Below are 14,495 nucleotides of genomic sequence, written 5' to 3'. Positions count from 1 at the left end.
ATCAAGAAAAACCAATATACACATTTTCATCCTCAATCTTTACAGGATATACGGCGATCTTATAATCGTCGCCGTTTAGATTGTTACCATCCTCCAGCGAAAATGTTTTCTTATGCATAGGGCAGGCCACTTTTGGGATCCCCTGGTCATCTCCTGTCATCCCACGTGACAGCACCATTTCCAGTTTATGCGGGCAAAGATTCTGGCAGGCATACCATTTGGCTATGCGGTTAAAATGAAATACTGCAATTTGCCGGGATTCATATTTCACACAAGCCCCTCCATCTGTGGGAAAATCGGAAATCTTTCCGGCGTGGAACCAGTTTTTTACCTCAACTGGATTTACTGAATTATATTGTTCAATTATATGTTGCATAATCTTTTAGTTTAAAAAATAATGTATGTCCTTAAAAAATAGCTGTTCTGTCAAACTATTAGGGTAAGCTCACTTCAACCACAGTTGACATTTTTTTGTCTATCTTTCGACTAAGCTCAAGATGACAAAAACTCATTTGAGCGTTAAAGCTGACAAATATCAAAATTACCAGGCCTTTGTTTTTTTCTGATCCCTCATAGGAACAAATTCCAGATTATCGTCCACATCATCAGAGTTCACGAAATGCTTAAATCGCTTCATCATTTCCGGGTCTTCAATCGCCTGTTTCCATTCACATTCATATCTATCCACCAGCCCCTGCATTTCTTTTTCCAGCTCTTCAGCAATTCCGAGAGAATCATTCACTATCACGTCTTTCAGGTAATCTATTCCGCCTTCAAGTTTCTCCAGCCATGGAGCGGTACGGGTAAGTGGTGGTGCGGTACGTATATAATACATTAAGAACCTGTCCAGATATTTAATGCAGGTTTCATCATCTAGCTGTTCAGCCAGAAGTATGGCATGCTTTGGAGTTGCCCCGCCGTTTCCGCATACATAGAGGTTCCATCCGTTTTCCACGGCGATAATTCCGAAATCCTTGCCCCGGGCTTCCGCGCATTCACGAATACAACCAGAAACACCACCCTTGAGTTTATGAGGTGATCGCAAGCCTTTATACCTTTCTTCGATGCGTATGGCGTAACTTACACTTTCATGCATTCCATAACGACACCAGGTTGAACCCACGCAACTTTTTACCGTTCTCAGGGATTTTCCATAGGCATGACCACTCTCAAAGCCGGCATCTATAAGTTCCCGCCAGATATGGGGCAACTCGTGAAGTTGAGCGCCAAAAAGGTCAATTCGCTGCCCTCCCGTGATCTTGGAATACAAATCATATTTTTTTGCCACCCTGCCCAACACCATTAGCTTCTCCGGAGTGATCTCACCGCCCGGGACTCTTGGCACCACAGAATAACTCCCATTTTTCTGAATATTGGCCAGGAACCGGTCATTGGAATCCTGAATGGTCACCTGCTTGTTCGCAGTTTCCATATAAATACTGGCAAATATCGAAGCCAGGGCGGGCTTACAAATTTCACACCCATGGCCTGTTCCAAAAAGGTTCAGCGCTTCATCGTAATCTTTCACTTTATTGATTTTCACAAGATCATATAGTTCCTGCCTGCTAAATTTGAAATGTGAACAAAGCGTTTCCTTTACTTCTTTTCCCATGGATTTGAGCGTGGCCTTAACAAGATCGGCCACCATAGGTTTGCATCCACCACAACCCGTGGCTGCTTTGGTTGTTTTTATAACATCTCCAAGGTTTTCACAATTTCCACTTTCAATAGAACCGCAAATCGCGCCCTTGGTCACACTTTCACAGGAACAGATCTGAGCCGAATCGGGATAATCCATCGCGCTGCCCAACGCGGTTTCTTTTCCATTTTTGGAAGGAATAATAAGATCTTCAGGATCTTCAGGCAGCTTCATTTCATTGATAAACAACTGAAAAAGATTATTATAATCTGAAGAATCACCTATGAGAATCCCGCCAAGTAGTTTTTCACCCTCCCTGGAAACATTAATCCGCTTATAAATTCCTGAACGTTTATTCTCATAAACAATAGTTGCCACCTCGTTATTATCAATAAAGGGATCCCCAAAGCTGGCCACTTCGGTCCCAATTAGTTTTAACTGCGTAGACATATCTATGCGCTCGATCATTAATTTATCGCCACCGGTAATTTGTTCCACAGCAACTTCAGCCATATTATAACCGGGTGCGACAAGGCCATATACTCCACCATTATAAAAAGCTACTTCTCCAATGGCATAAATATCTTTATTGGATGTTTGCATTTTATTATTTACCCAAACACCGCCACGTTCCCCCATCTTTAAACCTGCCTGGGAGGCGAGTTCGTCCCGTGGCCTAATCCCTGCTGAAATAATGAGCATATCGGTATCAAGAGAGGTGTCATCTGAAAAATCCAGTTTTTCCACACCTTCTTCTCCCACAATTTCTGAAGTAGCTTTGTTAAGGTGAATTTTAATGCCCAGGCTCTCAATTTTAGTCTTTAACATATTACTTGCCGGTTCATCTAACTGCCGGGGCATAAGACGAGAAGCAAATTCAATAACATCGGTTTCCAGTCCTAGTTCCTTAGCAGCATTCGCGGCTTCCAGGCCTAACAGTCCGCCTCCCAAAACAGCAGCTTTGCTTTTTCCGTCTTTCTTCAATTTTGAAGCATAATGCCTCATTGCATCAAGATCCTCTATGGTTCGATATACAAATACCCCGGCTTTATCGGTTCCCTTTATGGGCGGAACAAAGGGATAAGAACCGGTGGCCAGCACCAGCCGGTCATATTTAAAAACCTCATCTTTATAGGTCACTACTTCTTTTTGTTCCGGTCTTATTTCCCTTATTAATTCTGAGGTACGTAGTTCTATGTGGTTATCCTGATACCAGTTTAGGGGTGCCAATAAAAGTTCCTCAGGTTTTTCCCTCGAAAAATACTCACTTAAATGAACACGATCATAGGCTGCACGGGATTCTTCACCAAAAACAAGGATTTCAAAATTTCCTCTACGCGGGGAATCTATTAACTTTTCACAGAATTTATAACCCACCATTCCGTTTCCCACTACAATTATTTTTTCCATAACTACGTATTTAAAAATCAAATATAAGTATTTTTACTTATAATATATACGTAATATGAATTTTTTATGTTCATCCCAAATAAACCGGGCCAATTTTTGAATTATAGTCTACACCTCTTCCTTTATTTTAATTGTGAAGAAAATTGAACAAGAACCACACTCAATTACAAACATGATCTTCCTAATCTCCTTAACTAAACCAGTCTTATTCTTACCTTTTTTTTCTTAAGTCTTGAGTTATCCAGTTTCATAATCACTTCCTTAGCCTTACTTGCATCTACAGATACAAAACTGCAATCCCTTTTCAATTCAATAGTACCCAGTTCCTCTTTTTTCAAATTTCCCTGCTTAAAAAAAAGTCCGGCAATATCACCTTTGGAAATTTTATCTTTTCTACCTCCGGAGATAAATAAGGTTTTCCAGGCAGTTTCAGTTTTAATCAGGTTTGATTTCATCACCTTGAGATCTGCTTGCTCTATAAAATGTGGCAAATCTTCATACTTCCATTTTAGTACATAAGCAATGCCGGTAGCTTCCATCCTTGCGGTTCTTCCATTTCGATGGGTAAATTCTGCCTCTTTTAAAGGAAGTTGGTAATGGATTATAAAGTTTAATTCAGGAATATCAATTCCGCGAGCGGCAAGATCTGTGGCGATAAGGATACGATGGGTCCCATTTCTAAATTTTATTAAAGCACGTTCACGGTCTTGCTGCTCCATTCCACCGTAAAAAGTGCCATGGGGAATACTATTTTCTGAAAGAAAATCACTAATCCTCTCGATGCTATCCCGAAAATTACAGAAAATGATCCCGGGTTTGTTCCCAATATGCTCCAATAAATCTATTAAACTCTGCAGTTTATCTTTATCTGGGGAATTCACTGTTTTGATCTCCAGCAAAGGTGTCTCTTCAGAAAGATAATTTATTGTTTGAGGCCTTGTCATTTTAACAAAACCTGGAACCTGGACATTTTGTGTAGCAGAGGTTAAAATCCTTTTTTCAATATGGGGTAAAAATTCAAAGATCTCCCGCATTTCTTCTTCAAAACCAATTTCCAGGGATTTATCAAATTCATCCAGAACAATAATCTTGATATTTTTAACAGAAAAATTCTCCCTCCGCAAATGATCAGCAAGCCTTCCTGGTGTTCCAATTAAGATTGCCGGTAAATGGCTCAGTTCTAACCTATCCTTTTTTGAAGACCTTCCCCCATACACCGCATTTGCTTTAAAACCAGTTCCCATTTCTCTTATCACCTGTTCAATTTGAATAGCGAGTTCCCTTGAGGGCACAAGAATCAATGCCTGAATATTTTCATTTTCGGGATCCAGTTGTGCTAATACCGGCAGAAGAAATGCCAGGGTTTTCCCCGTCCCGGTTGGAGATAATAGCATACTATTTTCTGAAGATTTAATAACCGACCCAGCCTCTTTCTGCATTGCATTAAGATTCGAAATCTTTAGCTTTTGGAGAATTTCTTCTTCAGATTTTATGATATTTGCCATGGGTCAAAAGTACAGCTAAATTGCCGGGATCATCTTCTTTGACGCTTTTTGAGTTCGTCAATTTCACTAACGATTCTAAAATATTTAATATGCATCCAAGAAGTCTACACCAAAATTCTTATGATTTCAGGAAACTCATTTCCGCTTTACCAGCATTAACGCCTTTTGTTATTCTGAATCAATTCGGAAATCGCAGTATCGATTTTGGAAACCCGGGAGCTGTGCTCCAGTTAAATAAAGCCTTGCTGAAGTTTCATTATAAAATAGAGAATTGGGATATCCCTGAAGGTTATCTATGTCCGCCAATTCCCGGCAGGGCTGAATATCTTCACCATATCGCTGATCTTCTTAAAGAAACCGGAAAGAATAGTTCCATTCGCGGACTGGATATTGGTGTAGGCGCAAATGCCATTTATTGCATCCTCGCTAATCGCATTTATGACTGGAAGATGCGGGGTACCGATGTTGAAGAACAATCTGTAAAGGCTGCAGGTTCCAATATTCTAAATAACCCCGGAACTTTGAAAGATATAGAAGTTAAACTTCAGCCAGACCGTGGAAGCATCTTTAAAGGGATGATTGGCGATCAGGATCATTTCCATTTTACTATGTGCAATCCTCCTTTTTATAATTCAGAAAATGACGCTCAAAAAGCCAATTTTCAGAAGTCAAGAAATCTGGGACAAGAAACTGAAAGCGCGAGAAATTTTGGCGGCCAGGCTACTGAATTATGGTGCAATGGCGGTGAAGCATTGTTTCTTAAAAGAATGATTAAAGAAAGTAAGCTATTTAAAAATCAGGTAGACTGGTTTACCTGCCTGGTTTCTAAAAAGGAAAATCTGGCCAAACTTTATAAACAGCTTGACAAAGTAAAAGCGAGTTTTACGAGCATTGAAATGGAAGTGGGGAATAAAAAAAGCAGGATCATCGCCTGGCAGTTTAATACGTAATTTGATTTATTAATCGGTATCACTCTTAAACATTACTTAAAACAACTTCTCTAATTATGGGGAGTGATATGATGAATTATTTAATCTGCTATGGCAGAAGTATTGCTTACTTAGAAATCAAGGGGCAAGAAATGGTTTGAGATATATTTTATTGTAAAAATCTTGATGTACACTCTATTATGTTGTAGATATATAATTAGCGGTATAATAATTGTTAAATTTTAGACGAATCATATAAAAATTTAACAATGAAAAATTCATTACTTACTTCCGTCACTCTAATTGTTATCTTTTTTTTGAACAATTCTTTTAAGGTTGCCTCTGACAATTATTTTCAGATAGGATCCAAAAATTGGAAACTTGAATCTGCTGAAATAACAAATGAATCTTATGATAATAAATCGAAATTTGAAATTGATTTTATAAGTGGAACAAGCAAACTTTCCGATGCTCAAACTTTCATATATATATCCTTGACTAGCGCAAATACTTATAAAGTTGCTGACGGTATTTATACAATTAGCAAAAAATCTTTATCGGATAGGGAACCATATCGTTTTAATGGCTCAATATTTATAAATAATAAAGAAGTTAAAATTGTCGATGGAACTTTTTCTGTAGAAATGAATGAATCTTTTTCAGTTCATATGATTTTCAAATTAGCAAATGGTGATATTTTGAATGGAAATTATAATGGAAAATATTCTTCCTTTGATAGAAGTAAAAACTATAATTAATTATGATATAATATAATTTTTAGTCTTTATTATATAATTATATAAGATACCAAATTTTGAAATAAAATTGTTTTAGAAAAGCGTCAATATTTACTACCTGCCATCCTTTTCAGTCTTTCTTAAAAACTTTCTTCCAAAGTTTTTTTCCCAAATTCACAATCAGTAATACAAGAATCCCTACGACCAACCCAAGCAAAAATTCTATAATTATTGCAGGAATATTTTCAAAAAGACCGTGAAGGAACTGAAGGTTATGGCTAAAGATGCCACCTGCAACCAACAATAAAGCTATAGTTCCAATAACCGACAAGCTTTTAATCACCTTTGGCAAGGCGTTCACCAGAAAAATTCCAAGCTTGTCTGAAAAGCTATCGTCTCTTTCATTGAGATTAATCAGTTTCGCTCCAAATTCATCCATTCGAACGATGAGGGCAACGATTCCATAAACACCAATAGTGGCAACGAGAGCGATGATTGAAACCACAATGATTTGAGTTGGAAGCGGCTCCTGGCTTACCGTACCTAAAGCGATGATCACAATTTCTACTGAAAGAATAAAATCGGTTAAAATTGCCGACTTAATTTTATCTTTTTCCCGAGCGAGGACTTCTTCTTCCGAAAGTTTTTCCAGTAATGGTTTTTCTGAAGGATGGGCATGCGGAAAGAAAAATTCATAAACTTTTTCTGCCCCTTCATAGGCCAGGTATAAACCACCTATAATCAAAATAACAGTTATGGCCCCGGGTAAAAAAGCACTTAGAAGAAATGCAATGGGCAGGATTATAATTTTGTTTAAAAAAGAGCCTTTGGTGATGGCCCATAAAACAGGGATCTCCCTCGAAGACATAAAACCTGATGCTTTTTCAGCATTAACAGCCAAATCGTCCCCCAGAATCCCAGCGGTTTTCTTTCCTGCCACCTTTCCCATTACTGCTACATCATCCATAAGAGCAGCTATATCATCTAATAATGCAAAAAATCCGGAAGCCATAATTCTTTAGTTAAACTTAGAACTGGGAAAGTTGCATTTTTTAAACGGAATCAAAAAATTAAATTTAGTAATTCCTCAAGTGAATATTATAGTCCTACACCAAATGATAAACTTCATACTCACAGAATGGATTTACAAAATTATCCTATGCTAATTTCTGCTTTTAAACTTCTAGTTCCTTATCTCTTTTAAGAAGCAAATATTTAGAGAAAACCGAAAACAAATGATCATATAACAGCTATTTCTTCTCATTAACATTAGAATGTTAAACAATGTTAGAAAATCCCTTAACCCAAGCGGAAAGTAATATTATTAGCCATAGAAAGTTTATAAAAAATTAAATCAGCTATTATGAAAACTCCAAATTACGACGATAAACAGGGTAAACATCCTATCCCGCACGCCAAAGGAATCACGAAAGATGAAAAGGAAAAGGATAAGATTAAAAAAGACGATTCCGCTAAAAATACCAAGAAGGAACAAAAGTGAATTATTTACGAGAACTGATAAAAATCCTGTTCTAACGAGCGGGATTTTTTTTGATAGGGACATAACGAATTCAACACGGTTCTCAGAAATTTTTCTGTTTTATTAACCATATCCTTTTCTGTGGTATTTCTGGATCAATTTCCATAATGCTTCCCAAGGATCGGACTTTAGATTTCAATATTTTGGAAGCTCAGTTTTGCCCACTTATCGGAATATATTGAATGGATGCAGATCAATTTATTAAGATTTTTTTAAAAGGATCTTAGTAATGATTTATGTTCCATTGCTTTACATTTATTTATTATTCTAAAATTTCAGAAACCGAAATTTCATGCATGGAGACATCAATAGGGCTGATTAGCGAATTTTTGCTTTATATATTTATTTTTTTTCTCATCCTCGTTGTTAGATATTTTATTGCCGCCGGCTTCTTCTATTATTACTACTACATCAAAAACAAAGAGAAATTTCAGCCTAAAAAATTAAGTACAAGGCCCTATAAAAAAGCCCAATTTAAAAGTGAAATTAAATGGAGCCTTATTTCTTCTGTAATTTTCGCTATTACCGGTGCATTTCTTTTTTTTCTATACCAAAAAGGATTCACTCAGATTTACCTTGATTTAAATCCGAAAGATATCTGGTATTTTCCATTGAGCTTAATAGTTGCGCCATTAATACATGAAACCTATTACTATTGGCTACATCGTTGGATGCATAAACCATGGATTTATAGAAAAGTACATAAAGTTCACCATGACAGTTTAACGCCATCCCCCTGGACCGCTTTTTCCTTTCATCCATGGGAAGCTATTTTAGAAGCGATAATCCTTCCTCTTCTATTAATCCTTCTCCCGTTACATATAAGTGTAGTAGTATTATATCTCTTAATTATGACAGTGAGTAGTGTTATTAATCATTTAGACATTGAAATTTATTCTGAAAAATTTCAAAAAAGTCTCTTCGGAAAAATGCTAATAGGCGCAACGCACCATCATTTTCACCATGCTGAATTTAAAACCAACTACGGTTTGTACTTTACCTTTTGGGACAAATGGATGAATACTGAAAGTGAAAAAATGAATAATTAAGACATGTGCCCTTATTTTTTTTAAGAACCAGTGGATTATTTCCATTAATTAGGATATTTTCCTTTTATTAGTTTAAAAAATATTCTAATTTGCCCTCATGAAAGATGTCAAGTTTGCTATTACCGATATTGAAACTACGGGGAGTGGAATTCATCAAAATAGAATCACCGAGATTTGTGTGATTGTCGTGGAAAATGGAAAGGTAATTGAACAATTTTCATCCCTGGTAAATCCAAGCCAGTCTATTCCACTTTACATCGAAAGTCTTACCGGTATTAACGACGAAATGCTTAGCTCGGCCCCCCAATTTTCTGAAATAGCAGGAAAAATTGAGAAAATCACCAAGGATTGTGTCTTTGTAGCACATAATGTGAATTTTGATTATAATATTCTAAAATCTGAATTCGCCAAATTAAATATCGAGTTTAAGAGAAAACGAATTTGTACAGTAAGACTGGCAAAAAAATTAATTCCGGGACTTTTCTCTTATAGTCTTGGAAACATTTGCAGTTCTATCAATATCCCCATTTATGATAAACACAGAGCCCAGGGAGATTGTGAAGCAACGCTTATTTTATTTCAGCGTTGTCTTTCTTTAGATTCAGATTTTATTGAGATTAAAAAGTTTTTGAATCAAAGAACAGCGGCCTCATACCTTCCACCAAATTTTAAAAATTCAGATTTAGATAAACTACCAACTACTACGGGCGTTTATTTTTTCCGTGACCAGGATGGAATTCCCCTTTATATAGGAAAAGCTAAAAACATAAAGAGCCGCATAAAGTCACATTTTCAGGAAAGGACAAACCGAAAATATAAGTTGATGCAGAGAACTTACAGCATCGATTATGAACTCACCGGAAACGAATTTCTTGCTTTGCTCCGGGAGTCTGAATTAATTTTAAAGTATTATCCTGAATTTAATAAAGCTCAGAAAAAGTTATCCCGACCTTATACACTTACTTCCTATCATAACCAGAAAGGGATCGAACAGTTTGCGCTACATCGCAATAAAATCGCCCCCGTAAGCTGGATGAAATTCTATACACGGGAAGAAGCTATTAGATTTTTGGAGTTACTTTGTCTCGAATTTGGTCTTTGTCCTAAATATTGCGGCTTACAATCGGGTGTAATTCACTGTAATCACTTTAAAATTTCTAATTGTAGCGGAGTTTGTAAAGATGAAATTACCCAAGAGGAATATAATTCCCGGGTGAGCAAGGCTGTAGATTATATCCATCAGTTTGAAAATTCATATCTGCTTGTTGAAAATGGTAGAGCAAATAATGAGAAAGCATTTATTTATCTTAAAAAAGGCAGATATGCGGGGTATGGATTTATAGATACCTCAGAAGAAGTAAATAATCTTGAAGATTTTAAAAACTATTTAATTCCGCAGAAAAATTCAAGTTATGCTGACAGAATTGTAAGCAGTTATTTGAACAATAAAAAGGACTTAATTAAAATTCCAATTTCGCAAAACAATGATTTTGAGGTAAAACATACTTCTGAAAAATTACTTGAAAGCCTTATCAGCTTTTAGAAACAGATCTATTTTAATCTATAAAATTCCCCGACGGCTCAGCCGTCGGGGTTTCCTCTTCACCTCTCCCTCGGGAGAGGTCAGAACTGCTTTTTCGCAGTTCTGGGTGAGGGGGAAATACAAAATTTCGGTTTTTGGCCCGGAGGCCAAAATGAAACCGGCGATATACCCCTACGGCTTGCCTCGAGCATAGTCGGTTTCAAGAAATTTTTTATTTCTCTTCAGTGTATTTCTTGAAATTATGAAGAATTGATTACCAACCCTGCTTTACATTTTGACAGAATATTGATTTTCTACTTCAAAGATTTCTTCCATGTAGGCAGTTTGCTAATAAAAATTGGCTTTCGGGATATATTATTTAGATGAAATGAAATAAAAAAAATCCGCTATGCTAAGCGGATTTGATTTTATAAGAGGAATATCTTTAAATATGACAATATGATTCTATCCAGAAATATTCTGGTTTCTACAAACTTTAAATTTAATGCGATCTAAAATACTGCAATTGCTGTATTTACTATTGCTGCTATAACCCCTAAAATCACGAAAGCAAAAACAATTGTAATTAGAAGTTGTGCAGGAAAGGCAACACCTTGCATTGAATGTTTGTAATTGTCAAAAAATGTAGTAAAGATTTCCATATAATGAAGTTTTAGAATGAATTATTATCCCTTTAATATACGGTAAATCAGTAATCTATAAAAATATAATCGTCAAGATTCCCAATTATAAGTTGAAAGAAAACTAAGAGTCATATTTCTTACAGAATTGGAGGTTTTCTTTCAATTTTATTTGAAAGTCAAGTGTTAATTAAAAGGAATCCTTAGCCGTTTGTGGTAAAACCGGGATAGCAAGTCATACCTCCGTCTACAAAAATTGTGGTACCGTTTATGTACTCGGACTCATCAGAAGAAAGCCATGCTGCCACACTTCCAATATCTTCGGGAATTCCAATCCTTTTATAGGGAATAAGCTTATTAAGTTTTTCAAGTGCCATTTCAGTTTCCCAGGCTTCCCTATTTATGGGAGTTCTAATCGCTCCTGGAGCAATGCTGTTGCATCTAATCTTAAAAGGGGCGTATTCCTGGCATATACTTTCCATAAGCATAACAATGCCCCCTTTTGAGGCCGCATAATTGGCATGACCTGCCCAGGGAATTATTTGATGCACAGAACTCATATGAATAATTTTCCCTAAAGATTTGGATACCTCTGGCCGCATACCCCTCTTCATAAATTCTTTGATTGCTTCTCTAACAGCTAAGAATTGCCCGGTAAGATTTACATCTATTACAGTCTGCCATTGCTTTAACGTCATTTCATGCAAAGCAGCGTCTTGTTGTAGCCCCGCATTGGCAATGCAAATATCAATAGTCCCAAACTCTTCAATCCCCGTCTTAAACATAGCGATAACATCTTTTTCTACGCTAACATCTGCCTTGACCGCAATTGCCTTTCCGCAAATTGAATCCTTATTAATTTCTTCGGAGATTTGTTCCGCTTCTTCTTTGTGCGAATTATAATTAATAATAACATTTGCCCCATCTTTTCCTAAAGCAAGCGATACCGCAGCTCCAATTCCTGAACTTCCCCCAGTCACAATTGCTGTTTGACCCTTTAATCTTTCATTTGGTTTTTGCATTTCTAAAAATTTTCTTTTGAAATTAATTTAAATATAAGCTTCCCCAATACTGTTTCCATAATTTTTAACTTTACCCTAGAAAAGAAAAAGCCTCCAACTTGGAGGCTCTATAGTTATAATTTCGATATTTTTTATTTTAAAAATAACACCCGCCTGTACGTCGTCCAGCATTTGCTTCACTATCAAATATTTTAAAACTTAAACTAATCAAAATTTGATTTAATCTGGTATCATTAAATGTTGCCCGGTTAATACCAAAATCGGTATTAATAATATCAACTTCCATTGGTTCCTCAGTAGACAAGGAACGATCATACCTCAAATCTATTTCAAATCTACCAAATCCAGCTTTAATTCCCGCCTGAGCAGCTAACGGAGTATTTTGAACTACTATTACCTGATTAGGCGGTTCAGTTCCTTCAAGGGAAGAATCCAACACATTTTGATATGCAGGACCAGCGTATATATCTATAGGCCCCCACACATTGTAACCCACTAAAAGTGGCACACTAATTTTGTCTACAGCATACGTAGAGGGAGCAGTTGGAAAAGCAAATTCGGTTTCCATTTTACTATACACAAATTCCGGCCTCACAAAGAATTTTTTATAGCGAAGCTCGAAAAATAAACCTCCATGTAAACCAAACTGGGAGTCAGCCTCTACTGTACCATCAAAATACACTCCTCCGGAACTAATTCCAGTAATAGTCCCTCCCATTGCATAGTTTCCACCTCCTTTGATTCCAAGACTGTATTCCTGGGCCTGAGTAAAAAGGAAGCAAAGCAGCGCCATGCATAGCAAATATTTTTTTTTGTTCATAACAGTAGATATGTATAGGACATTCGGGGTTAAATATATTAATTTAAAAATCCAATCAAAGACCGACGTATTAGTTTTTAACGTAAAAAAACAGAATTCAGTATTTACCTGTAAGAAACTACCTATATAATATTAAACTTCAGTCTTTTCACCCTGCCATTCGTTAAAGCCCCCTAATAGGTTATAAGTCTTATTAAAACCTAGTTGATCCATAAGAGTACAAGCCTGCGCACTTCTTTTTCCTGATCGACAATAAACATAATAATTCTTTGATTTATCAAGCTTTTCTACCTCATCTATAAATCCCTGTCCCATATATATGTCGATATTTTTCGATTTAGGAATAAATCCCTGCTCTACTTCTTCTTCAGTTCGAACGTCTAGCAGTACGCCATTCTCATCATTCTGAAATTTTTCCTGCCAATCTTTTTGAGTAAGTTCTTTCATTATTTAAAATTTTAAAAGCCTAAATATAAGTTTAATTTATTTTTTCCAATTATAGATTAAATTATGATTTAACATTTTTTTTTAAACCATTCTTAAAAAGACTTTTATATTTGTATATACAAATGTTGTTTAGACAAATGAATCTCGAAGAGTTATTAAAAATAGAAAGTAAGTTATCAGCTCAAAAAAAACTGATCCTTAACCTCATTGTAACCGCAAATAGAGTGAATGAAGAATTAGCAGAAATCTTAAAGCCTTTTGATATTAGTTCACAACAATTTAATGTCCTTAGAATTTTAAGAGGTCAAAAGGGCAAACCTGCTAACCTAAGTACTATTCAGGAAAGAATGGTTAATAAAATGAGTAATACCACTCGTTTGGTAGATAAGCTTATCGATAAAAAACTCTGTGAAAGAATCGTTTGTCCTGCAAATCGAAGAAAAGTAGAGATAACCATTAGCGAAAATGGCTTAAAATTATTATCTGAAATCGATCCTTTAGTAGAAAGCTTTGAAAACAGTTATGCAGGAAAATTATCAGAAGAAGAATTAAATAATCTTAATATAAAATTGAATGAACTCAGAAGTTAAAAAACAGAATGCTTATTTAGAAAATTTAAACTGGAGATATGCCACCAAACAGTTTGATCCATCCAAAAAGGTTTCAAAAGAAAATCTTGAACTTTTAATGGAAAGTGTAAGACTTTCAGCGTCTTCATACGGTTTACAACCTTACGAGATTGTGGTTGTGGAAGATTTAGAAACCCGGAAAAAATTAAAAGATGCGGCATATGGCCAACCTCAGTTGATTGATTCAAATTATGTATTCGTCTTCTCTAATTTCAGGAAAATTGAAGAGAAGCATGTGGAAGATTATATGCAAAATATTTCAGATACCAGAAATGTATCTCGGGAAGATTTAAAAGGAATGGAGGACACTATTAAAAATACGATAAATTCTTTATCTCAGGAGCAACAGCAAATTTGGGGAGCTAAACAGGCCTATCTCGCTTTGGGGAATTTTCTTTCCGCAGCGGCAAACTCACGCATAGATGCCTGCCCAATGGAAGGTTTCGAAAATGAAAAATTCGATGAAATTCTTCATCTGAAGGATAAAAACCTAAAATCGGCAGTCATTGCTTGTATTGGTTACCGCAGTGAAGAAGATTCCCTTCAATATCAGGAAAAAGTTAGAAAAAGTAAATCAGAAATATTTCACATTATTTAAATTAAAA

At 36.0% G+C, this 14,495-nt stretch carries 15 protein-coding genes; 7 read left to right on the top strand and 8 right to left on the bottom strand.

Annotated elements, in window-relative coordinates; all coding sequences use genetic code 11:
* Window position 1 precedes the first annotated feature (1 nt).
* The 3 genes from nirD to DHD80_RS07975 form a co-directional block, all read right to left on the bottom strand.
* Entirely contained in the window at window positions 2-376 is a 375-nt protein-coding gene (nirD, locus tag DHD80_RS07985; RefSeq protein ID WP_251740636.1) for a nitrite reductase small subunit NirD, read from the bottom strand.
* 165 nt (window positions 377-541) lie between these two features.
* Entirely contained in the window at window positions 542-3,049 is a 2,508-nt protein-coding gene (nirB, locus tag DHD80_RS07980; protein ID WP_251740635.1) for a nitrite reductase large subunit NirB, read from the bottom strand.
* Between the two features lie 194 nt (window positions 3,050-3,243).
* A complete protein-coding gene (locus tag DHD80_RS07975; protein ID WP_251740634.1) occupies window positions 3,244-4,554 on the bottom strand; it encodes a DEAD/DEAH box helicase in 1,311 nt (436 codons plus the stop codon).
* Between the two features lie 89 nt (window positions 4,555-4,643).
* Between DHD80_RS07975 and rlmF the strand changes: the two genes are divergently transcribed.
* Both rlmF and DHD80_RS07965 read left to right on the top strand, forming a co-directional pair.
* Window positions 4,644-5,504, top strand: coding sequence for a 23S rRNA (adenine(1618)-N(6))-methyltransferase RlmF (gene rlmF, locus DHD80_RS07970; RefSeq protein WP_251740633.1), 861 nt, complete (start codon window positions 4,644-4,646; stop codon window positions 5,502-5,504).
* A 248-nt stretch (window positions 5,505-5,752) separates the two neighbouring features.
* Entirely contained in the window at window positions 5,753-6,241 is a 489-nt protein-coding gene (locus DHD80_RS07965) for a hypothetical protein (protein ID WP_251740632.1), read from the top strand.
* A gap of 109 nt (window positions 6,242-6,350) precedes the next feature.
* Here the strand turns inward: DHD80_RS07965 and DHD80_RS07960 are convergent, their stop codons facing one another.
* Window positions 6,351-7,232 (bottom strand): DUF808 domain-containing protein, encoded by an 882-nt coding sequence (locus tag DHD80_RS07960; RefSeq protein WP_251740631.1) that lies wholly within the window; start codon window positions 7,230-7,232, stop codon window positions 6,351-6,353.
* A gap of 351 nt (window positions 7,233-7,583) precedes the next feature.
* Here DHD80_RS07960 and DHD80_RS07955 point away from each other — a divergent pair, with 351 nt between their 5' ends.
* From DHD80_RS07955 to DHD80_RS07945, 3 genes are all read left to right on the top strand, one after another.
* Window positions 7,584-7,721, top strand: a complete 138-nt coding sequence (locus DHD80_RS07955) for a hypothetical protein (RefSeq protein WP_251740630.1) — start codon at window positions 7,584-7,586, stop codon at window positions 7,719-7,721.
* Window positions 7,722-8,056: 335 nt separating this feature from the next.
* A complete protein-coding gene (locus DHD80_RS07950; RefSeq protein ID WP_251740629.1) occupies window positions 8,057-8,809 on the top strand; it encodes a sterol desaturase family protein in 753 nt (250 codons plus the stop codon).
* 97 nt (window positions 8,810-8,906) lie between these two features.
* On the top strand, window positions 8,907-10,352 hold the full coding sequence (locus DHD80_RS07945; protein WP_251740628.1) for an exonuclease domain-containing protein: 1,446 nt from the start codon (window positions 8,907-8,909) through the stop codon (window positions 10,350-10,352).
* Between the two features lie 491 nt (window positions 10,353-10,843).
* On the opposite strand, the gene DHD80_RS07940 is transcribed toward DHD80_RS07945, so the two are convergent.
* From DHD80_RS07940 to DHD80_RS07925, 4 genes are all read right to left on the bottom strand, one after another.
* Window positions 10,844-10,993 carry a hypothetical protein gene (locus tag DHD80_RS07940; protein WP_251740627.1) on the bottom strand — a complete coding sequence of 50 codons (150 nt, stop codon included), beginning with the start codon at window positions 10,991-10,993 and terminating at the stop codon, window positions 10,844-10,846.
* Window positions 10,994-11,175: 182 nt separating this feature from the next.
* Complete coding sequence (locus DHD80_RS07935) at window positions 11,176-11,994, bottom strand: SDR family oxidoreductase (RefSeq protein ID WP_251740626.1); 819 nt, start codon at window positions 11,992-11,994, stop codon at window positions 11,176-11,178.
* A gap of 136 nt (window positions 11,995-12,130) precedes the next feature.
* Complete coding sequence (locus DHD80_RS07930; protein WP_251740625.1) at window positions 12,131-12,787, bottom strand: outer membrane beta-barrel protein; 657 nt, start codon at window positions 12,785-12,787, stop codon at window positions 12,131-12,133.
* A 159-nt stretch (window positions 12,788-12,946) separates the two neighbouring features.
* Window positions 12,947-13,261: a rhodanese-like domain-containing protein gene (locus DHD80_RS07925; protein WP_251740624.1), complete on the bottom strand. Its 315-nt coding sequence runs from the start codon at window positions 13,259-13,261 to the stop codon at window positions 12,947-12,949.
* Between the two features lie 137 nt (window positions 13,262-13,398).
* Here DHD80_RS07925 and DHD80_RS07920 point away from each other — a divergent pair, with 137 nt between their 5' ends.
* Together DHD80_RS07920 and DHD80_RS07915 are read left to right on the top strand one after the other, a co-directional pair.
* The gene (locus tag DHD80_RS07920; RefSeq protein WP_251740623.1) at window positions 13,399-13,851 is read left to right on the top strand and encodes a MarR family transcriptional regulator; all 453 of its coding nucleotides are present in this window, start codon (window positions 13,399-13,401) and stop codon (window positions 13,849-13,851) included.
* Window positions 13,835-14,488 (top strand): NAD(P)H-dependent oxidoreductase, encoded by a 654-nt coding sequence (locus DHD80_RS07915; protein WP_251740622.1) that lies wholly within the window; start codon window positions 13,835-13,837, stop codon window positions 14,486-14,488. Before DHD80_RS07920 ends, DHD80_RS07915 begins: the two co-directional genes overlap by 17 nt.
* Window positions 14,489-14,495: the final 7 nt, after the last annotated feature.

This window comes from Gramella sp. AN32, from assembly GCF_023718305.1.
Classification (GTDB): domain Bacteria; phylum Bacteroidota; class Bacteroidia; order Flavobacteriales; family Flavobacteriaceae; genus Christiangramia; species Christiangramia antarctica.
The sequence above is the reverse complement of the archived record's forward strand: the minus strand, read 5'-3'. Positions and strand labels throughout refer to the sequence as shown.